Genomic DNA, 24697 nt, shown 5'->3' on the forward strand with positions numbered 1-24697 from the left:
TACCCTTAAAATTTGTTTTTTTGACCCTATTTTTAGCATTGGATTGTGTTATATTTTCAACCTTGATGATTTATGAAAGCCAAGATTTTTATTTTCTGCTTACTATGTGCGTCTGTTTTAAGTTATGGGCAGAAAAACAATAAAACTACTGAAAAACTCTCTGACGAAGCACTTTTAGACTTAGTACAAAAACAAACCATAAAGTATTTCTGGGATTTCGGGCATCCGAAAAGCGGATTGGCCCGCGAGCGTAGCAATGTCACTTTTGGTTACGGGCACGAGACCTGTACGATTGGCGGAACCGGATTCGGGGTAATGGCTATTATTGTGGGTGTAGAGCGCGGCTGGATAAAAAGAGAAGAAGGTGCTGAAAGAATCAGAAAAATTGTCAATTTCTTGTTCAAAGCACAGAGTTATCATGGGGCATTTGCGCATTGGATGGATGGCGAAACAGGTAAAACCATTCCATTCGGACGTAAAGATGATGGAGCTGATCTGGTAGAAACGGCATACCTTTTCCAGGGCTTATTATGTGCCAGAGCATATTTCACTAAAGACAATAGCACCGAACTAGACATCCGCCAGAAAACGACCTGGATGTGGGACGAACTGGAGTTTGACTGGTTTACGCAAGGTTCAGTGAATCAGCTCTACTGGCATTGGAGCCCGAATAACGGCTGGGCAATGAATTTTGAATTGCGTGGCTGGAATGAAACCCTGGTTACTTATATTTTAGGGGCTTCATCTAAACGTTATCCTATTACCCGCGAGCATTATATCAAATGCTGGGCACAAAGCGACCACTTTAAAAATGGCAAAGAGTTTTATGGAGTGAAACTTCCATTGGGTTTTGATTATGGCGGGCCATTGTTTTTCTCGCAATATTCTTTCCTGGGTTTAGATCCTCGTGGTTTAAAAGATCAATATGCCGATTACTGGCAACAAAACCAGAATCATACCTTAATCAATTACAAACACTGCGTAGCGAACCCGAATAAATTTAAAGGCTATGGCCCAAATTGCTGGGGATTAACAGCCAGCGATAACCATGAAGGGTATAATGCTCACGCACCTGATAATGATCTTGGTGTGATTAGTCCTACGGCAGCATTATCAGCTTTCCCTTATACACCTAAAGAATCGATGGCGGCTTTGCGCTATTTTTATGAAGAAAAAGGCGATAAAATGTGGGGAGAATATGGTTTAAAAGATGCCATGAATGAATCAAAAAACTGGTATGCGGATTCTTATCTGGCTATCGACCAGGGGCCGATTGTGGTAATGATTGAGAATTATAGAAGTGGCTTGTTCTGGAAATTATTCATGGGCATTCCTGAAATCCAGCAAGGACTTAAAAAATTAGGTTTTGAAAGCCCGCAAGTAAAGTAAACTTACAATTGACTCCGATTTCTTTTGAGAAATCAGAGTCAAATTTTTTGTAATCTATCTTTTCGAATCTCTACCTTAACAATTTCAAAAAAGAATCAGCAAAATGCGCTACTCGCTGCAAGGTCTCAGCATGAATAATCTCCCCCTCTTCATTCATCTTTCCTTTAATGCCACTGATTAATAATAAAGTGTCTTCATTAAAATTGGCACCTAAGGTTCGCATCACTACTTGTAATTGTTCATGACCCTTTTCGCCGGATGCTGATGCGGTGATAATACCCAAAGGTTTATCTGAAAATACTACCGTTGACACCATCCATTCCAATGCGTTCTTTAAACTACCAGGCATACTGAAAACATATTCGGGCGTACAAATCAAAACCCCATCGGCTTCTGCAATTCGTTGCCTCAAATCTCCTATAATTGGGGCTACCTGTTCATTATCCAAATCAGGATTAAAGTGTGGTAGCTCAGCTATTTGATTAAAGATAGTCAACTCAACGCTATCCTGCATTAGCTCCCCTATCCTCTTTAACAATCTTTCATTATTTGAATGGGCTTTAGTACTACCCAAAATACCTGTTACTTTCTTTTTCATTATTACATTTTATCTCCTTTTACCAGAAGCATAGATTGAACAGAATCGTTCTTTAAATGAATAAATTTCAAACGACCATCATCTTTCATATAAGCCTGCAAATCATCTTCAGATTCAAAAGACACAAAATGAATTTCATAGGGTTTCTCTCCTTCGGCTACTATATAAGCTGCATCATCCGGCCGGACTCTATATAGTAATTTTCCATTGAACCTTTCAATCAAGGGCAGCACATTATCTTCAAACTCATGAAAAACGGCTTCTTTACCTTCTTTTACAAAAATCAGTTGGGTAATGTATATCATAGTTTTAATTGATTATATCGGTGTTATTTTATTGCAAACTCGTGCTTCCCTCCTGCCCCTTCAATCCAGGTATCTTTTACGGCACCTACGCCTTCAAAACGGTATTGTACCCCTACAATTCCTGTCCGAATATGTGGAAAATTAAGCGTATAGGCTCTCTTGTTGTTCACAAAGAAAGTCATTTCTCTATTGCGGGTTTCTACTCTTAGCTTTGTCCATTGGTTTAAATCACAACCAAACCCGGATAAATCTGCATCGGTACTTTCTACGTTTGCACCACAGGCATATAGATTAATATTACCTATACAGGTCTTAGCACAAAGCGGAATAATGATAATATCGTCTTTGCATTGAATCAAAACCTGTACCTTCTGGCAGGCACCAGTGCCCTCTGAAAAATCGTTTTTCAGTACTGTTTCAAAAGTAAAATTATCGTTCATCAACTCCCCCAGATCTGTCTGGTTAAAAAATCTGATTCTGGGTGCTTCGGGATAAAGTGACAGACTATATTTTTTCAATAAATCTCTGTCTACACTTACTTCATTACCCTTCAATACCTCCGGTTTAGAAAAATATAAGGGTCTTTTAGCTTCACTGGCGGGTTCTACCAGAGTCAGCCAGTTATCTGTTTTTATCTGTAAATCATGTGTTTTCACTACCTCCTGATTCACAATCAGTTTTGTTCTGAAATAGCCAGGATAATAATAAATAGCCGAATGATTATGCCGGTTTTTATCTACTCGCTTCTTTCGTCGGCTGTCCCATGTCTGTACAATAAAAACCGAATCTCTTGGCTTAGCGGCTGTGGCATCATAAGTAAAAACCACCGAATTGGGCAAGCCCTCTGTTACTACTTTATTGGCTTCAAAAGCAAATTTGGAATAATCAAGATTCGGCTCCTTTTTCTGCACCATAAAACCAATCAGACTGATAATAGCCAAGGTACTGATGATGCCATAAATAAAATACCTACGTTGATTTTTATTAACTACTGGCTGATGAGCAGGAGTAATAACAGGCGGTGCAGGAGTTTCCGGGGCTATCGGCTGAGGAGCAATACTCTTGGTAAAATCACGCCAATTAGTAAAGCCTATAAATTGCGCTAAAGTATTGAGCGTAGTCAGAGACGGAGAACTATTATAACTCGCCTTACCAAATATTCTTTTCAGGGTAGAAACACTTATCTGTACGTTTGTCTCGGCAAATATCTGTTCGTTGAGCCTTTCAAAATCATAGTTCAGCCACGAAGCACTACTTCCCCAATTGAGTTTCTCTTCAATGGCTCTTTTGCATTTTTCTAGATTTTCTGCTTCTGAATACTCCATTTCGCGGTTCTAATTTGGGCTTGCACAAACATGAACCTGTTTTGGATCAGGTTTGGACAAGCCATAGCTTTTTCTTTTCTACAAATTTGCCAAATAAAAACCACTCTATCACCAATCCGTTCAAGACATTTATTCATCTGTATTAAAGACTCAAGAATTATGAAAAAACTCCTCATCTTATTATTCCTTGGCTTGGTCACGAGCGCCTTTGGCCAGAACAAAACCCAGAAACCTGATCTTAAAAATGGCCCGGCCTGGACGATTTATAACCGATTGATGCCCGAATGGAAAGATACGACGGTGCTTCAGAAAACCGAAACTGATGGAATGATGGTATTCAATAACCTGGAGATGGGCAATGGCATTATCGAAATTGATTTGAAAGGTGAAAATGTATTACAACAGAGTTTTTTAGGAATTGCATTTAATATTCAGGACGATAAAACCTATGAACACATTTATTTTCGTCCTTTCAATTTTATGAATCCTGATACTGTACGCAGAAGCCGAGCGGTGCAATATGGTAATTTACCCAACCAACCCTGGTTTAAATTACGTGACGATTTTCCGGGTAAATACGAAAATAAAGTAAAACCTGTACCCGACCCTAATGGCTGGTTTCATGCCAAAATCGTGATTGATAAACCAATGATAAAGGTATTTGTCAATAATAACCCGGAGCCTTGTCTGGCAGTAGAAAGTCTGGCGGCTAATTCAAAAGGTAAAATAGGCTTATGGACAGGACCTTTAACACGAGGCACTTTTACGAATCTGACTGTTACCCCCACCGACAATAAATTTGGCAATAATCCATTGATAGGTAATTATTTCAACGTTGGCGATGCGAAACTCTACTATGAAGTATATGGCAAAGGCAAACCCATTGTCATGCTACATGGTGGTGTATATGGGTATATTGACGAATACGAAAACTTTATTGAAGAACTTTCTAAAAACTATCAGGTGATTTGTTTAGGCACTCGCGGGCATGGAAAGTCTGAAATAGGGAAAGAACCTTATACATGGGATCAGCGGGCCGAAGACGCTTATAAGGTTATCAAAAGTCTGACACAAGAGAAAGTAAAGGTAATTGGTTTTAGCGACGGTGCATCCAGTGCTTTCAAACTAGCAGCCAATCATCCTGAATTAGTAGAAAAACTGGTAGCCATTGGATTTGGCGATACCCCTAAAGGCTCTAGAAAAAATGCCTTTAATTATACCGCTGACGACCTCCTGAAAAACAATAAGGAGTTCTTTGAAAGCAGATTAGCCATGATGCCAGAACCTAAACGTTTCAATGAGCACCTTAGCAAATTGAATTATTTATACAATGACGATTTTTTGAGTACAGAAACTTTTGAGAAAATTCAATGCCCAACATTGGTGATGGGAGGTGACAAAGACGAATATCATACTCCACAGAATATGGTTAATGCAACGAAAGCGATAAAAAATGGTCAACTATCTATCATTCCGGGTTGCGGTCATGTAGTTTTTTATTGCAATTGGGAAGCCGTAAAGACAAGCATACTGCCGTTTTTAAATGCGAAATGATATTGTCGGAAAATAATGGCAGGTGAATTATGCATTTGAGACTTCTAAGACATTCTCGAACATTTTCAAATGTATGCTCAATATTTGTTATTCACAAACAGCATAGTTCACCCGCCCGTCTTTTTCCCAACCAGCAACCGGAATCTGGGCATAATCGCTGATGCAAATGGTTGAGAAGCTATTTTTATAGCATAACAAGTATATTAATTTAAGGTTATGGCTGATATTCAAATTAGTCAGGTAATTATACGAGCAATTTAAATAAAACAAGTCCTGATTTTTATTTAAGCTCAGATTTGTTAAGTCATTTGATTGACAAAAGAGATAAATTAGATTGGTATTTTTACTTATATCCAGTTTTTGCAGAAGATTTCTGGAACATTGGAGATAAACCAGTTCAGTGTTTTGACTTATATCTAATTCCATTAATAGATTAGACTGACAAACCAGAGTGTTAAGTACTGTGCTTTTACTTACCTCTAAATAACCAATCGAATTATCGGAGCAATATAAAGATTGTAATACTATATTTTTACTTAAGTCCAGGGCTGATAGCGCGTTAAACGAACAGGATAACTCTGTCAGATTTACGTTTTTACTTAGGTCTAAAGTTTTTAATTTATTATAGGAAACACTAAGTTTCTTTAGTTTTGTATTTTTGCTTATATCTATTAAACCTATCATATTAGAAAAACACCACAATTCTATCAACGCCTGATTTTCCGTAATATTCAGCCAGGTCAGTTTATTTACCTGACAATACATGGTCTCTAATACTACACATTTGCTTACCTGCAAATCAGTAATTTCATTACTATGGCAATCAAGATAGCTTAGCGCTGTATTTCCATTCATATTAAGTTTCTTTAAGCGGTTTCCCTGACAATCCAGATAAACCAGATTAGAAAACGCTTCTATCCCAATCAGGCTATTAATCATCTTACCTGATATATCCAACTCTGTTATTCTTATTGCGGCACTTCTGGATAATAAGCCATCTTTTTTATCATCAATCTTCTGCCTGATGAGTTCGTTTTCAAAAGCTGAATCAGGAATAGCCACATAGCTCGTGGCTGTTTGAGAAGCGAATTTCGTCACAGACCTACCTCCTTTCCCATCTTCAGCTATAATACTCCCTTCAATCTCACTGCCAAAAGGCAGATTCTTTAAAAGGTAGAAGGTATCGTTAATCCCTCTGATTTCTTTTCCTCTATAAGACACAGTATAACTTATTTGATCATTATCAAGGTCTTGTGCAGGTGTCCAACTTAGGAGGACAGATTTACCATCGCCTTGCAGAGAAGCATTTACAATAAAACTACCCGGAGCATGGTTGGGTACTACATCTTCTTTTTGTTGACACGAATGTATTACAATCAGTATTATCGGTAGAAAAGGGAAATATCTCATCAGCAATTATTTTCCATGTCTGACTGCCCTTTGATTTTTCTGGTTGGATGGGTTTGGCAGCCTAGACCTCTAAAAATTATTCTACGGCAGAAAATAATGATTTTTACAACCTTCAATCCTATTTTATAGTCATGCCTTTAATATTCAATACTCATTCTATGAATATGATAAAAGCGCTCTATACAAAGCTCTGCATTGCGTTTCTGATTGTAATGGCAATAGCCTGTGAGAAAAAAGAAAAAGTTAACCCGGATTTATCTGGTGGAATATCTGCCAATTTTAAAATAATTGCCGATAGAAATGCCTATGGTCGTATCATAGTTATGTTTAAGATGGAGCGCTGGAACTATTGCAGTATTGACTATGGCGATGGTTTTGAAGGACAATATTCAGCAGTCTCTAATCCGGATAGAATTCCGGTTGAATCGGGTGAAGGTGTCGAACACATTTACAAAGAAAATAAAGAATACCAAATCACACTCACAGCCTACAACAAATCTGAAACAGGTGAAATTAACAAGGCTTCTCATACACAAACCGTCCGAATCAGCAATATCCCACCAAAAGCCGAAGCTGACTTCTCTTATGAATTGCTGGATAATGGTGCTGTAAAGTTTACCAATCTTTCTAAAAATGCGCTGGATTATGCGTGGCGAGGGGGTTCTCCTTATTATACAAAAAATCAAAATCCAACACTCATATTTGAGAAAAACGGCATCTACCCTATTACATTAAGCGCTAATTCTCCGTTCCATGAAAGCACAAAATCGGTCAATATCAATATAACCAATGTAAAAGAAGAACAAGTCCCTACTTTTACCGGAACTTATCTGAAACACAAAGGGGCACTTAAAGGCACAGGAAATGTGCGTTTTGACGGCGCCTGTTGTGATGGTATTCCATTAGGTATTCCTTTCTTCCATTTTACTGTACCTGATACAGATATAGACCTCATATTGATTACAAGTTCTCTAAACTTAAAAGATTATTCTTTAGCAGATAAATATAAAGCTATCAAAGAAGCCGCTATTCTCAATAAAAAATATGTATCAAATAATGGGCTGATGGATTGGTGGTTTGGGGTTCAGGGTATTCCAAATGATAATTACTCACCTAAAACTCTTGAAATAGTAGAAGTGCATGAAATACCACAAGCCAAACTCATTCCGGAAATGTATGACAAAGCGCTTTGGATAACCTTTAAAATTAAAGGAGATTTTGCTGAGTATGGCAAAATTGATGGTTTACTGAAATTGAAGTATCTGGTTTACTAAGCCACCATACTTTGTATCATTTCCCGACGACGACGAGATACTTCAATCACTCTTCCGTTTTTAAGATGCAGAGTAAAGTTTGCAGAGTCGTAATGTTCAATATGATTGCGGTTAATGAGATATCTTCTATTGGCTCTCAGAAAACTTGCCTGCTCGAAAAATTCTTCGTATTTCTTGAGATTGAAGCCTGAAAGCAAGATTCGGCCACAGCTTAAAAAAATTTGAGTATAATTGGTATCTGCCTGGAGGAAGAGAATCTGCTCCAAAGGAATATTGGCAATTAGTTTCATAATGCTCATTCGTAGCCCAAAGTTTTGCAGACCATTGTCTTCCTAAACTCTTTTCTACTAATCAATTGTATAATTTATTTTCCTGACTAAGTCCGTTACTAACGGGGAGCAGATTGTAGATATTGTTTTATCTGAGCGAAATACTTTTAAGCGGTAGCAACACTACACCACAGAGAAGAGAATAATTAAAAAAAGCAGTCTGACGTTTTTTGCCATTAGATAACCCATAGCAGCAAGAATTTGACCCAACCCGAGTGCCGCTATGGCAGATTATTTAACGGGTAAATAATCATACTCATTAGACGGACATAATACTTTAAGGTAACAAGACCTTAATTTATTTATTGATAGCAAACTATACCGTTGCCACCATTTCTTCGCAAGCGGCGGCGCATTTACGACAGGCTTCTGCGCAGGCCTTACAATGCTCCATACCCATAACAGCGTGTTTTTCACATTCTGCCGCACAAGCATTACATACTTCTGCACAGTTGGTGCAATGCACATAACTATAGTCACTTCCCAGACTCATGAGTTCTGCCGCCGAACGACAGATAACCGCACACTCTAAATCCAGTTGAATACAGTGTGCCAGATGTTTCACGTTTTCTTCCTTAAGGCATTCGGTAGCACAATGGCTACAGGCAGTTGCACAGGCGATACACTGGTCGATACAATGTTGAAATTTTTGATTTGCCATAGTTTTATCTTTTTTCATGAATGATGAAAAAGATATGCCAACAATAAATGGTAATTTTTCTGGGTGAGTTTTTGCCGACAGAGTTGCGATGAGCAAGAAAGTACTGAAACTTAGAAAAAAAATTTGTCAAGCTAAATGTGTAAAAAAAACACTTTTCAGCACAAAAAGCCCCATTTTAAAGGGCTTTTTATCCTAAAATAAATATTAGCTTCGTTTTGAGTGAATTTTTATTGGTTTTTACGAATAAAAATTGTAAAATTTGTTGTCGATCTAGGGCATGTAGATTGACAAGCAAAAGTTATATTAAACTCAGAAAATCGTAGGATTCTATCTTACGATTTTTTTTATATCTACATATACGAAGGTTGTCTAACCTTGGATTTAATATTTTCATATTTTTTGAGAAAATTTTTCAGCCTCTGGAAAAACTCTCCTGTTCGCCTGTTTCTTCTCAAAAATCACGGCAAACCGTGATTGATTTCTGCCTAAGCATCAGATACATTTACTGATTCATCAGACACAATTTTACTATGCGGTATCTTTTTATCTTTTTATTCTTAATGGTTGGTAAATCCATGGCTCAATCTACTATTCTCTTGCCTAATTCCACCAAAATAGGCAATGTAACTTCCTTGAGTACTTGTAATTCTACTACCAGGGGAACTCAGGTTTTTAATACAACTGATGGTAAAATGTATTTCTGCAATGGCGCCGGCTGGGTAGATATGACTGGAGGAGGTGGCGGCAGTAGCATTACTTTACCTTATAGCGGTAGTAGTTCTACTTCAACATTTCTATTCTCATTAAACAATACTGGTTCGGGTAAAGGCCTAGTGGTTTCAACCAGCGGAATTAATCAGGCCATCCATGGCATTGGTGTAAGTGGTGCCGGGGTATATGGCAATAGTACTAGTAATGCCGGTATTTATGGCGTGAGTGATACAGGCGTTGGGGTATTTGGATATGCCAACAGTAATTTTTCGGGGTATTTCAACAACAAGGCTAAAGTTGGATTCAATCTGGCAGTTGGGCAATTGACTTATGAACAAACCATTGCCAGACTCCATATTAAAGCAGATGGCAACGGTGGTTGGGGGCAACACATCAGAATGGAAAATGGAGATAATGCAGGTTATGGAGAAATTTTACACGATGTTGATGGCATGAAGTTCAGAAATTTCCAGACTAATGAGAGTTTCATTTTCAGAAACTCTTCGAATAGCACCCTTTTTACTATTACGAATAATGGTAATATTTCGGCAAGCGGAAATATCTATGCAGACGGAATTGCCATTATTTCGGGCGCGGCTGGTGTGGGTGCTTCTTTACAGGTAGGAACTAATTTATTTGTATCTGGCAAAGCGGAGGTTTCAGGAGAGTTAACGGCTGACGGACACAACATTGTTCTGAATAATACCGCCTCCCCTTTTATTGTTCTACACGAAACCGAGGGATATTCATTCTCTAATCTGGCGGCTGGTGCAAGTATTATCAGTACACTTGGCTATCCTGATTTTTCGGGTGTGCCAGCGGTATCAGTAGCACAGGTTGAAAATGGCACGGGTGGTTGGGATAAAATTTTAGTTACTCCTTATAATGTTACGGCTACTTCCTGCAATGTGCGGCTTACGAATGTAAGCAATACTGCCGTTACGGTGTCGGGTACATGGCATTTTACTATTATTGGCCCAAAATAAGGCTATATTTGTATTATTCTAATAAATATCAAAATAGTGATATAAGCAAAAAAGGCATAGTTATACGCTCGTCCGGCTTGTTTTCCAATCGTCATAGCTAATAAAACATTCATCGGGCAATATGCTATGTTCATCAGCCTAAATCTTACACTTATCCTTTTTCGATTTCAGAATTTAGCTTTCTGACGCAAATTTGTATCGTTAAAAACTAAATCATGAAAAAAGGTACATTACTAATCATTTTATTTGCTTCTATTTTTACTTCATTTGCCCCTGCTATGGCGCAGTTTCCGATGGGTGGCGGTAGCACTACTCAAAAAGCATTACCGGGTACAGCAGGCGACCAGACTCCTAAAGGAAATAGTAAAATTTCAGGAACAATCGTTGATTCAACAACCAGCAAAACAGTTGAATTTGCAAGCATCGCTTTGCTTGACAAAACCACAAGCAAGCCAGTAGATGGAACTATGGCTGACGAAAAAGGAAAATTTACCATGAGCAAAGTAGCTGCAGGTACATTTAAACTTCAAGTTACTTTCATCGGATATAATACTAAAACCATAGATGTTACATTAGCCAAAGGTCAGGATTTAGACTTAGGTAATCTGACAATCACAAGTAGCGCTAAAATGCTGAACGAGGTAACTGTAACCGGACAAGCGGCTTTGATTGAAGAAAAAGTTGACCGTCTGGTATACAATGCTGAGAAAGATATTACGGCCAAAGGTGGCGATGCAGCAGACGTATTGCGCAAAGTGCCTTTATTGACTGTTGACCTTGATGGGAACGTATCTTTGAGAGGTAGCCAGAATATCAAGGTTTTAATCAATAATAAACCAAGTACAATCATCGCCAGCAGTGTAGCTGACGCCTTGAAACAAATTCCCGCCGACCAGATTAAAACAGTTGAGGTAATCACCAGTCCATCGGCTAAATACGATGCTGAAGGTTCGGGTGGTATTATCAATATCATTACCAAAAAGAACAACCTGCAAGGTTTAAGCCTGAATATAGATGGTGGTTTAGGTAACAGAGGTTCAATGTTAGGCTTAAATGGTAGCTATAGAAAAGGTAAAGGTGGTGTAACCCTTGGTGGTTTCGGACGCGGTATTTATAATACTATTACCAACACAAATCTTGACCAGACAAGTATTGTAAACGGCGTTTCGACTTTGACGAAACAAACAGGTAATGGTTCAAGCCATGGTTTGTTTGGCCAATATAACTTAGGTTTTGACTACGATCTTGCCAAAAACCAAAGCTTAACGGCCGGAGTACGTTATGGTGTTCGTAACTTTACAACTCAACAAGACTTTATTACCAATATCTATAATAATGGTATCCTGAATTCAGATGCCAGTTCGAGAAGAGATGTAGATGCAAAAAACTTATCGGGTACAATTGATATGAACCTCGATTACCTGCATACATTTAAAAAACCACAACAGGAATGGAGTATCTCAACTTTATATAGCCGCAATGATTTGACTAATAACTTTGATGCGAACTTATTGAATCCGGAAGAGAAGTTGTTGAACCGTCAACGTAATCTTAATAGTAACCTTAATCAGGAATTTACTGTACAAAGTGATTACCAGACACCAATCAAGAAAAACCAGATGTTAGAATTTGGAGCGAAAGGTATCTTACGTGAAGTAACGAGTGATTACAAGTTCTTGTTAGCAGGCCCAACAGGAGGTTATACTACCGAAATCAATCAACCACAAGGCGAATTGACTTACCATCAGAATATTGCAGCGGCTTATAGCTCTTATACTTATACTACTAAAAAACGTATCACAATTAAAGGAGGCCTGCGCTACGAGCATACATTCATTGATGCAAGTACCAAAGAAGGTGGCCCGATTGGTGTAGGTGATTACGGGGTATTAGTACCAAGTGTCAATGCTTCGAAAACCATTAAAGGAACTACTTTTAAATTGGGTTATAACAAACGTATTCAACGTCCGGGCTTGCAACAGTTGAACCCGAACTTCAACTCTGCTAACCCTCAGAATATTACCGTAGGTGACCCATCTCTGAAACCTGAGATAACTGATAACTTTGAGTTGACCTTGAGCAAAAATATCAAGAAAACCTTTATCAATGCTTCATTCTTCGGTCGTATCACCAATAATGCTATCTCGCAGGTGCGTATCCCATCTGATACCTTAGCAGGTGCTATCATTACTACTTACAAAAACATTGGTAAACAACATGCTTATGGTACTAATATTTTTGCTAACATTGCAGTAACCTCGAAAATGAACGTAGGGATATTTGCCAACATCATTCATACAACCTTAACCGGACAAGTGTTGGGTGTTGATAATTTAACGCAAAACCTTACTAATTCAGGCTTTAACGTTAGCGGTGGTTTATTCTCGCAGGCAACATTCAAAAATGGTTGGGGAGCACAGGCATTCGGTTTCATGCAGGGTAACACCGTGCAATTGCAAGGTAACCAAGGTGGATTCGCTTTCTATACAGTTGGTATCAAGAAAGATTTTAAAAACAAAAAAGGTAGCATCGGTCTTGCCGGAGAAAACTTCTTTAACAGTCGATTCAAAATTCATTCCGAGTTGAAATCGGCACAGTTTAATCAGGTAAGCAATGTATATATGTACAACAGAGGTGTTCGTTTGACCTTCAGCTATAAAATCGGTAAAATGACAGTAGACGCTCCTAAGAAAAAAGCACGCTCAGTAAACAACGATGACGTGAAGAGCGATGGACAAGGTGGTGGACAAAGCGGCGGCGGACAGCAAGGTGGTGGTACTCCAAGATAATACTGAAAATAATATTCCTATCGTTGATACCCGTCAACGATAGGAAACCAGAAAAAGAACCTTAATAAACTTCGAATAAACTTTAATTCAATCTAAAATGAAAATGAACAAACTTTTTGCTACCGCAGTAGTGGCTTTTATTTCGGTCAGTAGTTTCGCTCAAACCGCCGATGAAATTGTTGACAAACACATTGCAGCTTTGGGCGGAGCTGATAAATTAAAATCTGTTAATACCATTGTTGCCGAACGTTCAATGGCTGTACAAGGTATGGAAATGCCTATGACAAGCACAGTATTGGTTAATAAGGCCGTACGTACAGATATGACAATTATGGGTAATTCAATGGTACAGGCCTATGACGGTACCACTGCATGGATGATTCGCCCGACACAATTTGGTGGCACTGGTGAGCCAGAAGTGATGCCAGCCGACCAGGCAAAACAACTAAAAGGGCAGTTGAATCCTTTTAGCCAATTGATGGATTATAAAGAAAAAGGAGGCAAACTTGAATTAGTAGGTAAAGAAAAATTAGATAAAAAAGACGTGTTTCACCTGAAACTAACATCGGCAGGCGGTGATGTGTCGGATCAATATATTGATGCTAATACTTATTTAGTCACCAAATCAAAAGTATCTGCCGGCGGACAAGAAGCAGAAATCAGCTTCTCTGACTATAAAGATGTAGACGGTATTAAAATACCATATACAATGGATATGACCAGCCAGATGGGTTCGGTAACGATGATTCTTAACAAAATCAAATTGAATGCGCCGGTTGATGAGAAAGTGTTTAAAAAACCTTGATAAAAGAAGAGTAATTAAATAATCTATATTTTCTCAGAGAGGTGTACTTTTATGAAGTACACCTCTTTTATTTATAGCTAAGGGCATGAAACACTTTGAATGCTGGCCGTAAATACTTTATTCTCTCCAACCTTAAAGCCCGGACTAAGTGTGATAGATTTCCCGGCATAATAGTTTGTACCTGTGGCTACATCGGTTGTACTTGTAATGGCACCAGAAGCGTAGAAAGTCGCAGCAGGTTCAGCAGGATTAGTAAAAGTAAAATTAGTAGCTATCATGATAATTGTTGCAGTGACAGGCATTCGTTCAATAGAACAAGGACTTTCACAGGCTACATAATAAGTAGTAGAAGATGAAAGTGTTGGCGTTGTAAAAGTTCCGCCTGTGGCAATGGATGTTCCACCTGTGGCGGTATTATACCAGTTGATTGTTCCTCCCGAACATCCATAGGCCATCAGATTCACGCTTCCGGCACCACACCTTTTACCTTCTTTAACCGAATCAACTCCGCAGGAAATATTTATCCAGTAGTCTTCCGTTTCGCCATATCCCATTGATTGAACCGGATTAGAACAAGGGTCTGTTGGCGTTGACTCATAGGTTAGTTTAACCCGCATACGCATTTTCCCTGCTTGTGCATCGGCTGGTATAGTAAATGAGCCTGATGCCTCTGTCCATATTGCATTCGGCTTGGTAAAAACCAATTCACTATTTTCAAATACTACATTTCTATTGAAATCAATCCAGACAGTTGCCCCTTCTCCGTATACACCCATATTAGATACAGATAAAGTATAGGTTAGTTTTCTTTCGAGTGTCGGCAAAGCCGTGCTATCCACAGAATAACCTCCTGCACTACAAGCCGAAGCATTGTTCAATAACACACTCGCATCTTTCTGAATTGTCACATTTGTGATTAGGTCGCCATCAGTACAATTTATAGCTGGAGGAATACAATAGCAATTCGTCCCAGCATTAAAAGTTATCTGTGCTACATCACTATATTCAGCATTGGCATTAGCAGCCACTATTCTATAATAATAAGTAGTACCATTACTCAACTGACGGCTATCATAAAAACTAATACTATCAGCACGCACAGTTCCAATTGGTAGAAAAGGACCTGTAAGGCTTGTGGCGGCTTCAATAATATATCCCATTTCATTGGTAGCATTATCAGTCCAGGAGATTTTAAGGCCACAACCTACATTGGTAAGCTGGATATTAGTAGGTGCCGCAGCTACGGTAGCATTACAGGCTAATGTATAGGTATTGCTACTCATATAACTTGTTCTTAAAGCATATCCTGCGTCTATGCGGGTATATTGCCCAATGGTAAAAATATCCCGGCAAAGCCCATAGTATGACATCAGATTATTTACCATTGGATTATAAGCTTGTCCGAGTGAGTCTGTGGCGGTACCCGTATAAGTACAAGTGGTGGGATTATAATTACCAGATACAGGGTCAGCAGGTGTATCGCAAACCAGATCACCTCTGGTGCTACAATTGCTCCCATTCACTAATTCTTTTCCCAGATACGTTTCAAATGTATGATAGAGATTCCAGTAATGTCCCATTTCATGTGGCAGGGTAATTCTATTATTCGTAGCATCATTCCACATAATAATACGGTTCTCAGCTGGATCAGCACTCGGGAATGCCGAAATACCATTTAATAGTAGTCCATCTGCCGCTAGTGTTCCTACAAAGTAAATATTAATGGCATCGTTTACATTGTTTAGTGTCAGTTGATTGTCTTCTGTATTTACATCAAGTTCATATAGCTCATCACTATCAATATAATGCACATTCCCGCATAGCGAGAAACTCATATTGATACTGGCATATTTGGTATTCATCACAGCAATGGCAGAAAGGACTGAATCAGCCGCAATCCCGCCAGATAGATCACTTTTCCGAACAATATGCGCTTTAATAGGAATAACTACCGGAGAAACCAGATTAGTACCTCGCTGAATAAACTGTTGCATGAGTTTTTCTTGCTCCCTCACAACTTTGAGTGGTGGTGTAGGCGTACCACATTCTTCTGGACTATTGTTGTTTATAATAAGAGGTCGGTTGGTTTGATTCTTTTTCTGAGCAGCTAAAGGAAATGACGTCAATAAAACAATAGGTAAGATAAAAAGCCAACGTATCGCATTCATCAATAAAAATAAACTTTTAAGGGTATTTGGGTAATCAAATATAAACAAATATCGACATACTAACCCATTAAAATAAACTTAAGAATGAAGTATCTTTAAGAAGCGCTGAGGGCTTGAAAAGCGCGTTGTTTTCCAAACCCTTCGTATTTCTTATACTGAATTTTATCTCATCTTCTCAGACAGGGAAGCAATAAATCCCCAGTTCTGGTGCTGGAATCTACCCATTGAATTAAATCCCTTTCCGAATACAAAGGCATCGCCTTCAATAATAAAGGTCAGTTCATTTTCACCTTTTTTCATATCCAACACAATACTGTTCTCATAATTGCTCAAACGGTCCAGTTTGTATTTGGCATAATTGAATACCTCTTTGCCGTTCAGAAAAATCTGTAGTTTACCTGTAAAATCGAAATTTAATACTTTAGGCTTATCTTCTTCTGAAACAATCGTTCTTTTGGCAAAAACAGTCCCGTTAGGGTATTCAAAATAACGTTTCAGATTGACCATGTCATCATTTTTTTGGTTGATTTTAGTCCAGTTTTTCATCTTTTTTACATCTGCATATTCATAGGTTTTATCCCGTGGCAACTGTTCAGAGATATTCCAGTCAGTTAATGTCTTCGGGATTTCATAAACATTTACATTGGCAAAATAGGCTTCGCCAAACATACTTCTTAATAAAATATTACCATTGTCAGTATCGGTATCCAACAATGTCAGTGTCATATCTGCTTCTTTTTTGTTATTCACAAACACTCTCATAATTCTGTTCCTTACCTCAATAGCGGCATGAAACCATTCCATAGAAGCAATATCAGTTTTGGCTTCATAAATAGGCGCATGATATAATACCCAGCTAAGCCCACCATTGTAGATAGGAATATACTGAATGGCTTCTTCTGTGCCACCATAGCCCGGTCTGAAATACAGAAACTGATAGTTTTGTTCATTCTTTACATGGAAGCCTACGCCTGCCATTACCTTGGCAGCTATATCAAACTCAATTCTGAAATCCTGATAATTTTTATTCTTGTTGATAACAATCGCTTCTTTTTTACCATCCAGTTTTACACAGGTTTTTTCTTTGTATGTTTGTTCTGTTAAAGTAACGGGCTGGTTATCTTCTGAGAAAGCCTGCCAGTCTTTGAGAATATTCTGTGCTTGTAGGTGAAAAGAAAGAATGGTTAGCGAGCAAATAATAAATGATTTGATTCTGAGCATTTTCATAATAAATTGATTAAATTTTGAGTGATATTTTTTTATGCTGCAAGATGTTGAGACACCTTAAAATTTATACTCACGATATTGAACTATTTTACAACTGTTTTACGATTGTTTTGATAAGACCCTGATTATGAATGATATAAACCTCATAGATGAAGAGCTATTAGAAACACTAAAAAAAGAAGTAGCACAGAAAGCAGGACTTGGCCGGATTGAAAACTGGACACAAAAAGACTATGAGTTTCTGATATTTTTTATTGAGGAGAAATCAGGGGTAAAAATCAGCCTTACTACTATTAAGCGTATATGGCGCAATGAGTATAATAGACTGCCGCATATAGCCACTTTAGATGCCCTGAGCCAGATAGCCTATAATAAAGACTGGTTATCGTTGAAATTAGAATCTACCAGATTACTTGATGAAACCAATGAAAATCCATTAGCTATTCATTCGAATGAGCCACCTAGGCAAGAATTAAAACCAGTAAAACTGCGTTTTAATTATACATGGTTAATCGGAGGATTTGCCTTGCTCCTGTTGATTGGATTTCTTGCTTTTAAAAATGTTCTCCTCAAAAAATCCATCAACTCTTCTGCTATTCAATTCTCAGCCAAAACATCAGTCAGCAATACAGTACCAAATACAGTAGTTTTTACTTATCATGTAGATTCGGTCGATGCCGAAAAATTCTATATCCAACAATCATGGGATAGAAGACGTAGAGTAGAAGTAGATAAGAACAACCACCAACTGACGGATATTTATTATCTGCCGGGCTATTACATGGCTAAACTGATAGCAGATGATTCGATTATCAGAGAGATTCCGGTGCATATCAAAACTAACGACTGGGTGATTGCCGCACACCAGAATACCATCGAAAATAAAATACTATCGACTAAAGACTGGCTGCCAAATGGTATCATAGGCGTTGGAAAGGAAGTTTTAATGGAAAACAAAATTGAGGTTGCAGAACCTTTTATGCTGACTTTTCATAATAGCCGTGACTTTAAAATTGATGGCAATAACTTTTTGTTTTCAGCTGATATAAAAATGGACTCCACAGGTATTGTATGCCCAGCTGCCGCTCTATTATTGAAAGGAGCAAACGAATATATGTACATTAATCTCGGTGCAAAGGGATGCGAAAGCGACATTAAAATGAGCATTGCCGAAAAAAAATTCGATGGCAAAAATATGGACTTAACGGCCTTTGGCACATACATCTACCATTGGCAGAATATCAAAGTTAAGAACCAGAACCAAAGCCTGACTATTGAACTAAGCGGTAAAGAGATATTTAAAACCAGCTATACCAAATCCTTGGGAGAATTGAAAGAAGTAGGTTTCATCTTTAAAGGCAACGGTATCATCAAAAAGGCTAAAGTGGATAAACTTTAAATTTTATCAAATTAAGATTATTCACTCAATCACTAATTCACTCATTTTAATTACACCCTCCTGTCTCTGCCTTAAATACTGTCCCTTTCTCAGCCTTGAAACCGGGCGATAAATTAATAGCTGCTGATTGATAGGTAGCCATTGTGCCTGTTCCATCAATCTGATTGGCTGCATTAATAATACCACCTGTGGCTAAGGCTTGTATGATTTGGCCGCCTGCTACAATATTGTTCATAGGGCTATAAAGGGAAACAATTGTCGGGCAATTACCTTCAATGTTTATTAAGTAATCTTCAACCTCACCTGCTAGATAAGTACCACAGGAAGCCAAAGGTTTTTCGTCCATAATCAACATTACACGCATACGTGTATATTTCTGTGCAACAACCGAATCCGGGATTGTAAATGCGCCTGAGATAGGGGAGTCATTGGTAGAGTCCTTCGTTATAAAAACTCTGTCTGTGGTTTCAAATATACCGTTCTTATTAAAATCTATCCAGATGGAGGCATGCTTATAAGATCCTCCTGTACTACCCGTATGAACTTTAAAATTTTGTACCTGCCCCTTAGTAAAAGTATTAACCGGAATAAAGTTAAACCTTTGTTCCCCATCCTCAACACAATTATAGTCATAACTCAGAAAAACGTTATTCAACTCAAATGCCACCATCTTTACCATCATTTGATAACAAGAATAGGTATAATTCACCGTACAATATTCGACAGGGGGTTGGTTATTGGTAGTAAAGGTCGAAGTTGTGAAAGGAGAGCAATCGATTTTTACACGCCAGTCATACACCGTATTTGCTAAAAGACCTGTAATGACAAACCCTTCTTTAGTTGTTGTTTTGCTTATCCATGTATTTGATGAAGCCGGTTTATATTGAACTGTATATTCCCCTGCTCCTACCGGATGCTCCCATAAAAGATGTGCTGTATTTTTGTATACATTGACAGCTTTAAGATTGACAGTAGGTCTTGTATTACCCAAACAAGCCTGTACATTTTTTCTTATATGATTTCCGGGCACCACTCCAAAACCATTATATAAATCAATAGTACCTCCCCCTATATCACAGTAACTCATAATAGTGCCTCTAACTTCAGGAAATGGGCTTAAACCACACCACCCTCCATTGGGCCCTGGCTCAACTGTCCAGCAATTATCAAGCGCACCACAAGGCCAGTAGCAACTGTTGGTGTGGTATGAACCTAGATTATGCCCTATCTCATGGGTAATTACCTTGACAGCCCTTGAATAAGTAGGTAATTCTACTACTGTATCAGTTACACTTGTAGTGATAGACCAACCTTTATAACACAATACATTTATTTCGCCCATACCCCCTCCTAAAGGTTTACCCGACAACAGATGAGCAATATGTCCATTAAAATTTCCGTCTAAATAAAAGCCAAAGGTATAGTAAAGCTGTTGAAAATTAGATATAGGGTACATCTGAAAAAAAGGCTCGGGAGTATCCCATACTTTCAATTCTGAAATCTGTACGTCTATCAATTCACGATCATATAAGATGATTACTTGCGCAAATAAATGGGTTACAAAATTAGTAGCAGTTACCATGCTCGAATCCTGATCTTTATATATCTGGTAATCGGCCTCTAAGTGAACCAGCACAGGATTACAGGCTGTCGTACTATCACGGACAGGGGCAGTACTACATGAAACAGCGTCTGCTACTTGTCTCATTTTTTCTTCACTTATCCCGCACTCATATTTCTTTTTGGTTAGCAGGTCTTTATCATTATATAATATATAATTCTCCGATTTTCTGATTTTACCTAAAACCTGCGTACCTTCTTTAGTAGAGATAAAGCCGCTTACCTCATTATTGCTGATGCTAATGGATACTAACGAATTCGGGTCACCTTTAACAATACCCTTATAATGTATAGATTTAACAAAAGGCACCTCCTGATTGGCCGCATTGAGTAACCGGAACTGCGGACCATATATATTAATTGGAATTAACTCTAATTCAAAATTATTCCCGGTAGAAGACGGAACAGTCAGATTCAGAAATGGAACCTGTTTTTGTGATAGTCTGGCCAATTCAGTTTTATTGACTGAAAACTCTATGGCCGAACTGTTTGCTGCCAATCCCAAACTGGTTTTCCGAAGAGATGATTTAGAAGAATAAAAAAGTGTAGAGGCTTTTAGTGGAATCAATTGTTTTTTGGCAGCACTCACTTCTTTATATATTTTATTTTGTGCATGACTACACAAAACAAGCATTAAAAAGCTTATTAATAAAGAACCACTTTTTTTCATAATAATAGGTTGTTAAAAATAAATGGATTTAAAAACATATTGCTTTTCACTAAAAACTACACCCGCCTGGCTCTGTTTTGAATACTGTACCTTTTTCAGCCTTAAAACCTGGGAAAAGATTGACTGTTGCCGACTGATAAGTTACCATTGTACCTATCCCATCAATCTGATTGGTAGCATTGATAGTGCCGCCTGTTGCGCGTGCCTGTATGGTTTGTCTTCCTGCCGTAATATTGTTTACCGGGTTCTGAAGTGATACAATTGACGGGCATTCGCCTCCAATATTTATTAAATAATCTTCGGTTTGGCCTGTATAATAAGGGCCACATGGAGAGAGAGCTTTTTCGTCCTTAGCTAAAATGACTCTCAAACGTGTGTATTGCTGCCTGACAGTGCTTTCAGGTAAGGTAAAAGACCCTGAAATAGTACCTGTATTACTGGAATCCATTGTAGCGAAAACTCTGTCAGTAGTTTCAAAAATGCCATTTTTGTTAAAATCAATCCATAAAGAGGCTTGAGAATAAGAGCCTCCTGTACTACCTGTATGAATACTAAAAGTATGTGTTTGCCCAACATTCAGATTCCGGATAGGACTAAAAAGAAACGCTTGCTCTCCCACTGGAGGACATGAAGAATCGTTACTAAAGTCTACATTATTTACCTTAAAACTGTATATTTTCAAAAACCACACATCACAATTGTACTGATAAGCCACATCACAATAATTGATTGCAGGCTGGTTATTAGTTGTAAAAATATCTGTCGCATAAGTAGAACAATCTACTTTTACACGCCAGTCGTATACAGTATTAGCTAAAAGCCCTGTAATAACCATTCCATTTTTAGTGGTTGTTTTACTTGTCCAGGTGCCCGATGAGGCAGGTTTATATTCAATAGTATATTCTCCTCCTCCTACCGGATGCTCCCACAAGAGATGAGCAGTACTGCTATAAACATTAATAGCAGAAAGACTAATAGGCGGAGTGGTAATACCCAGACAAGCCTGGGCACGACTTCTTAAAAGATTACCAGGTAAAGTTCCAAAACCATGAGCGAAATTAATACCATGACCTGTAAGATGGCAGTAACTCATAATAGTACCTCCATTGACAGGTGGAGGCCCTGAACCACACTGTCCGGTTCCTCCTGTTGGAGATTCGGTATACCAACAATTATCAATAGGCCCACCCGGCCATCCACAATTATGGGTATGTGGTGAACCTATATTATGGCCAATTTCGTGTGCAATCTGGTTGACACTCCATGAATAAGTGGGGACTTCTACTACTATTGTATCTATTCTTGAACTGATAGATTTACCTTTATTACATAACTGGTCTATTTCACCCTTACCACCACCAAGAGCACGCCCTGACATCAAATGAGCGAGATGTCCGTTAAAATTTTCACCTATATAACTTACATAAGCAAAATATTGCTGCTGAAAAGTAACTGTCCATGCAAAAGGGTCTGTAACCTCCCATATTTTGATTTCTGAAACCTGAATACCTATGCCCTCATTACTATATAGAACTGCTATCTGTGCAAACAGATTTGTCACAAAATTGGTTGTCAATACTGTGCTTGAATCATGGTCCTGATATATCTTGTGGTCAGCTTCCAGATGAATCTGAATAGGCACACAAGAGACAGAACTATTGCTAGTCGTCTGGCTAACTTCGGTACTGACTATTTGTTTAATTGATTCGTCACTTACTCCACAATCAGCAGTGCCTTTATGCATCAGGTCTTTATCGTTATACAAAATATACTGCTTCGAGCTTTTTAGTTTACCTAATATATGATTACCGTTCTGGTTAGAAATAAACCCACTTACCTCTCCGTTGGTAATGCTCAAGGCAACTAAAGACGTACTATCCCCTTTAATAATACCTTGATAATGAAAACCTTTAGAAGATAAAGTTTCTTTATTCTGAGAGTTCAGTAATTTAAACTGCGGGCCATAGATATTAATGGGAATTAATTCCAGTTCAAAAGCATTCTGTTTAGAAGACGGGATAGTTAAATTTAAAAAGGGAGCTTTTTTCTGTTCTAATTTAGTTAATTCAGCCTGATTGAGCGAAAATTCTATTGCAGTAGTGTTAGATACAAGTGCGTTTTGTGTATTGGCAGAAACAGGTTTATTAAAAAGTGTAGTCGTTTTTAAAGCGGTAAGCTGTGTTTTGGCTAACATAATCTTTTTATATACTCTATGTTGGGCATACCCATAAGAAACAAGTAATAACAGGCTTGTCAGCAAAGACAATGTCTTTTTCATAAAATTAGGTCAGTTGAAATAAATGGATTAAAATTTAAAACATTCAAGATGGATTCAATAGTAAGAACAAACCATCTTGACTATTCGTTGAGGCAATACTGTGGGAGATAAGCGCCAGGGGATTTCAGTATGACAGAACCGCTATTTCTTTTATGGTGTTGTACTTAAGCTACTCTGAATCACTAAGTTATAGCTTCTCATTTATTTTTTCAACTATTCATCAAAATATTATTTTCAGGTATTTATTTTACTCTAATTTATCGAAATCCTAAGCCTAAATGATACATATATCCACCCCGGCAGAATTTAGTTATAAAGAGTTAATCAAGTTCTTATCGCGCAATGAAAAAGAGTGCCTGCATAGCATTAAAGACAATACCATCTACAAAGTTTTAGAAATAAACGATGAATTGGTTTTATTCTCCATCTCATTTGATAATGGACTCATAGCTACTATTCATACCGATAATCAATCACCGGTTGTTCAGGAGATAATCAGGGCATACATTGAAGATTGGTTTGATTTAACTGCTGATTTGAAAACCTTTTATGAGATAGCCCAGCAAGACCCTATTCTGCACCAGCTTTGCCAGAAATATCATGGGTTGAGAATGGTCGGTATGCCCAACCTGTTTGAATCATTAGTCTGGTCGGTTATCGGGCAGCAAATCAATCTGAATTTTGCTTATGCCTTAAAACAACGTTTAGTACATACTTTTGGTAAAAGCGTTACTTTTGAAGGCGAAACTTTTTATGCTTTACCTACTCCTGAAACGCTGGCAGGTTTACAGATTGAAGATTTCCAACCCTATCAATTCAGTAGAGGGAAAGCGCAATATATCATTAATATCTCCAAAGCATTTGCAGACGGTACGTTATCGCAACACAAATTATCTTCTCTTACTTACGACGAAATCAAGCAACAATTAATCGCTATTAAAGGTGTAGGCAACTGGACGGCTAACTATTCGATGATGAAGAGTTTGAAAAGCTATGATGCTTTTCCGGTAGAAGATGTGGGGCTGCATAATGCCGTAAAAACGCAATATGGTCTGTCTGGAAAACCAAGCATTACCGAATTACATCAAATGTCAGCTAACTGGTCGGGCTGGCGTGGATATGCTACTTTTTACTTCTGGCATTCACTATTAGGATAAAAAAATAGCAGATGCCCAACACATCTGCTATCGTACTTATTT

At 38.1% G+C, this 24697-nt stretch carries 18 protein-coding genes; 8 read left to right on the forward strand and 10 right to left on the reverse strand.

Annotation, left to right across the window (positions count from 1 at the left end; genetic code table 11):
* Positions 1–72 precede the first annotated feature (72 nt).
* Positions 73–1389 (forward strand): glucoamylase family protein, encoded by a 1317-nt coding sequence (locus ACYVFA_RS27650; RefSeq protein WP_460475104.1) that lies wholly within the window; start codon positions 73–75, stop codon positions 1387–1389.
* 70 nt (positions 1390–1459) lie between these two features.
* Here ACYVFA_RS27650 and ACYVFA_RS27655 read toward each other — a convergent pair whose 3' ends face one another.
* From ACYVFA_RS27655 to ACYVFA_RS27665, 3 genes are read right to left on the reverse strand one after another with little or no spacing between them, the layout of a single operon-like run.
* On the reverse strand, positions 1460–1987 hold the full coding sequence (locus ACYVFA_RS27655) for an NADPH-dependent FMN reductase (RefSeq protein WP_460475105.1): 528 nt from the start codon (positions 1985–1987) through the stop codon (positions 1460–1462).
* A 2-nt stretch (positions 1988–1989) separates the two neighbouring features.
* Positions 1990–2292: a DUF1330 domain-containing protein gene (locus ACYVFA_RS27660; protein ID WP_460475106.1), complete on the reverse strand. Its 303-nt coding sequence runs from the start codon at positions 2290–2292 to the stop codon at positions 1990–1992.
* Positions 2293–2315: 23 nt separating this feature from the next.
* Positions 2316–3617, reverse strand: a complete 1302-nt coding sequence (locus tag ACYVFA_RS27665; protein ID WP_460475107.1) for a hypothetical protein — start codon at positions 3615–3617, stop codon at positions 2316–2318.
* Positions 3618–3776: 159 nt separating this feature from the next.
* Here ACYVFA_RS27665 and ACYVFA_RS27670 point away from each other — a divergent pair, with 159 nt between their 5' ends.
* Entirely contained in the window at positions 3777–5171 is a 1395-nt protein-coding gene (locus tag ACYVFA_RS27670) for an alpha/beta fold hydrolase (RefSeq protein WP_460475108.1), read from the forward strand.
* A gap of 87 nt (positions 5172–5258) precedes the next feature.
* Here the strand turns inward: ACYVFA_RS27670 and ACYVFA_RS27675 are convergent, their stop codons facing one another.
* Complete coding sequence (locus ACYVFA_RS27675) at positions 5259–6581, reverse strand: hypothetical protein (protein ID WP_460475109.1); 1323 nt, start codon at positions 6579–6581, stop codon at positions 5259–5261.
* 131 nt (positions 6582–6712) lie between these two features.
* Here ACYVFA_RS27675 and ACYVFA_RS27680 point away from each other — a divergent pair, with 131 nt between their 5' ends.
* Entirely contained in the window at positions 6713–7855 is a 1143-nt protein-coding gene (locus ACYVFA_RS27680) for a PKD domain-containing protein (protein ID WP_460475110.1), read from the forward strand.
* Here the strand turns inward: ACYVFA_RS27680 and ACYVFA_RS27685 are convergent.
* Together ACYVFA_RS27685 and ACYVFA_RS27690 are read right to left on the reverse strand one after the other, a co-directional pair.
* Complete coding sequence (locus ACYVFA_RS27685; protein WP_460475111.1) at positions 7852–8154, reverse strand: LytR/AlgR family response regulator transcription factor; 303 nt, start codon at positions 8152–8154, stop codon at positions 7852–7854. The two genes, ACYVFA_RS27680 and ACYVFA_RS27685, sit on opposite strands and share 4 nt — an antisense overlap.
* A 346-nt stretch (positions 8155–8500) precedes the next feature.
* Positions 8501–8845: a four-helix bundle copper-binding protein gene (locus ACYVFA_RS27690; protein ID WP_460475112.1), complete on the reverse strand. Its 345-nt coding sequence runs from the start codon at positions 8843–8845 to the stop codon at positions 8501–8503.
* A gap of 575 nt (positions 8846–9420) precedes the next feature.
* On the opposite strand from ACYVFA_RS27690, the gene ACYVFA_RS27695 reads away from it, so the two are divergent.
* The 3 genes from ACYVFA_RS27695 to ACYVFA_RS27705 all read left to right on the forward strand — a co-directional run bounded on the left by ACYVFA_RS27695 (position 9421) and on the right by ACYVFA_RS27705 (position 14136).
* The gene (locus tag ACYVFA_RS27695; RefSeq protein WP_460475113.1) at positions 9421–10542 is read left to right on the forward strand and encodes a hypothetical protein; all 1122 of its coding nucleotides are present in this window, start codon (positions 9421–9423) and stop codon (positions 10540–10542) included.
* Between the two features lie 215 nt (positions 10543–10757).
* The gene (locus ACYVFA_RS27700; RefSeq protein ID WP_460475114.1) at positions 10758–13331 is read left to right on the forward strand and encodes a TonB-dependent receptor; all 2574 of its coding nucleotides are present in this window, start codon (positions 10758–10760) and stop codon (positions 13329–13331) included.
* Between the two features lie 103 nt (positions 13332–13434).
* Positions 13435–14136: an outer membrane lipoprotein-sorting protein gene (locus ACYVFA_RS27705; RefSeq protein ID WP_460475115.1), complete on the forward strand. Its 702-nt coding sequence runs from the start codon at positions 13435–13437 to the stop codon at positions 14134–14136.
* Positions 14137–14213: 77 nt separating this feature from the next.
* On the opposite strand, the gene ACYVFA_RS27710 is transcribed toward ACYVFA_RS27705, so the two are convergent.
* Positions 14214–16304 carry a GEVED domain-containing protein gene (locus ACYVFA_RS27710; protein ID WP_460475116.1) on the reverse strand — a complete coding sequence of 697 codons (2091 nt, stop codon included), beginning with the start codon at positions 16302–16304 and terminating at the stop codon, positions 14214–14216.
* Between the two features lie 162 nt (positions 16305–16466).
* A complete protein-coding gene (locus tag ACYVFA_RS27715; protein ID WP_460475117.1) occupies positions 16467–17531 on the reverse strand; it encodes a family 16 glycoside hydrolase in 1065 nt (354 codons plus the stop codon).
* Between the two features lie 127 nt (positions 17532–17658).
* Here ACYVFA_RS27715 and ACYVFA_RS27720 point away from each other — a divergent pair, with 127 nt between their 5' ends.
* A complete protein-coding gene (locus tag ACYVFA_RS27720) occupies positions 17659–18930 on the forward strand; it encodes a hypothetical protein (protein ID WP_460475118.1) in 1272 nt (423 codons plus the stop codon).
* A 46-nt stretch (positions 18931–18976) separates the two neighbouring features.
* On the opposite strand, the gene ACYVFA_RS27725 is transcribed toward ACYVFA_RS27720, so the two are convergent.
* A complete protein-coding gene (locus ACYVFA_RS27725) occupies positions 18977–21220 on the reverse strand; it encodes a GEVED domain-containing protein (RefSeq protein ID WP_460475119.1) in 2244 nt (747 codons plus the stop codon).
* A 49-nt stretch (positions 21221–21269) separates the two neighbouring features.
* On the reverse strand, positions 21270–23498 hold the full coding sequence (locus tag ACYVFA_RS27730; RefSeq protein WP_460475120.1) for a GEVED domain-containing protein: 2229 nt from the start codon (positions 23496–23498) through the stop codon (positions 21270–21272).
* Positions 23499–23776: 278 nt separating this feature from the next.
* On the opposite strand from ACYVFA_RS27730, the gene ACYVFA_RS27735 reads away from it, so the two are divergent.
* The gene (locus ACYVFA_RS27735) at positions 23777–24655 is read left to right on the forward strand and encodes a DNA-3-methyladenine glycosylase family protein (protein WP_460475121.1); all 879 of its coding nucleotides are present in this window, start codon (positions 23777–23779) and stop codon (positions 24653–24655) included.
* Positions 24656–24697 lie beyond the last annotated feature (42 nt).

The sequence above is a fragment of the Emticicia fontis genome (genome assembly GCF_054779675.1).

Bases quoted from the DNA above. Each gene is read 5' to 3' on its own strand.
- ACYVFA_RS27685 (WP_460475111.1), bottom strand. From the start codon at position 8,154: ATGAGCATTATGAAACTAATTGCCAATATTCCTTTGGAGCAGATTCTC.
- ACYVFA_RS27730 (WP_460475120.1), bottom strand. From the start codon at position 23,498: ATGAAAAAGACATTGTCTTTGCTGACAAGCCTGTTATTACTTGTTTCT.
- ACYVFA_RS27670 (WP_460475108.1), top strand. From the start codon at position 3,777: ATGAAAAAACTCCTCATCTTATTATTCCTTGGCTTGGTCACGAGCGCC.
- ACYVFA_RS27710 (WP_460475116.1), bottom strand. From the start codon at position 16,304: ATGAATGCGATACGTTGGCTTTTTATCTTACCTATTGTTTTATTGACG.
- ACYVFA_RS27655 (WP_460475105.1), bottom strand. From the start codon at position 1,987: ATGAAAAAGAAAGTAACAGGTATTTTGGGTAGTACTAAAGCCCATTCA.
- ACYVFA_RS27735 (WP_460475121.1), top strand. From the start codon at position 23,777: ATGATACATATATCCACCCCGGCAGAATTTAGTTATAAAGAGTTAATC.
- ACYVFA_RS27705 (WP_460475115.1), top strand. From the start codon at position 13,435: ATGAACAAACTTTTTGCTACCGCAGTAGTGGCTTTTATTTCGGTCAGT.
- ACYVFA_RS27665 (WP_460475107.1), bottom strand. From the start codon at position 3,617: ATGGAGTATTCAGAAGCAGAAAATCTAGAAAAATGCAAAAGAGCCATT.
- ACYVFA_RS27725 (WP_460475119.1), bottom strand. From the start codon at position 21,220: ATGAAAAAAAGTGGTTCTTTATTAATAAGCTTTTTAATGCTTGTTTTG.
- ACYVFA_RS27720 (WP_460475118.1), top strand. From the start codon at position 17,659: ATGAATGATATAAACCTCATAGATGAAGAGCTATTAGAAACACTAAAA.
- ACYVFA_RS27675 (WP_460475109.1), bottom strand. From the start codon at position 6,581: ATGAGATATTTCCCTTTTCTACCGATAATACTGATTGTAATACATTCG.
- ACYVFA_RS27695 (WP_460475113.1), top strand. From the start codon at position 9,421: ATGGCTCAATCTACTATTCTCTTGCCTAATTCCACCAAAATAGGCAAT.
- ACYVFA_RS27650 (WP_460475104.1), top strand. From the start codon at position 73: ATGAAAGCCAAGATTTTTATTTTCTGCTTACTATGTGCGTCTGTTTTA.
- ACYVFA_RS27680 (WP_460475110.1), top strand. From the start codon at position 6,713: ATGCCTTTAATATTCAATACTCATTCTATGAATATGATAAAAGCGCTC.
- ACYVFA_RS27700 (WP_460475114.1), top strand. From the start codon at position 10,758: ATGAAAAAAGGTACATTACTAATCATTTTATTTGCTTCTATTTTTACT.
- ACYVFA_RS27660 (WP_460475106.1), bottom strand. From the start codon at position 2,292: ATGATATACATTACCCAACTGATTTTTGTAAAAGAAGGTAAAGAAGCC.
- ACYVFA_RS27715 (WP_460475117.1), bottom strand. From the start codon at position 17,531: ATGAAAATGCTCAGAATCAAATCATTTATTATTTGCTCGCTAACCATT.
- ACYVFA_RS27690 (WP_460475112.1), bottom strand. From the start codon at position 8,845: ATGGCAAATCAAAAATTTCAACATTGTATCGACCAGTGTATCGCCTGT.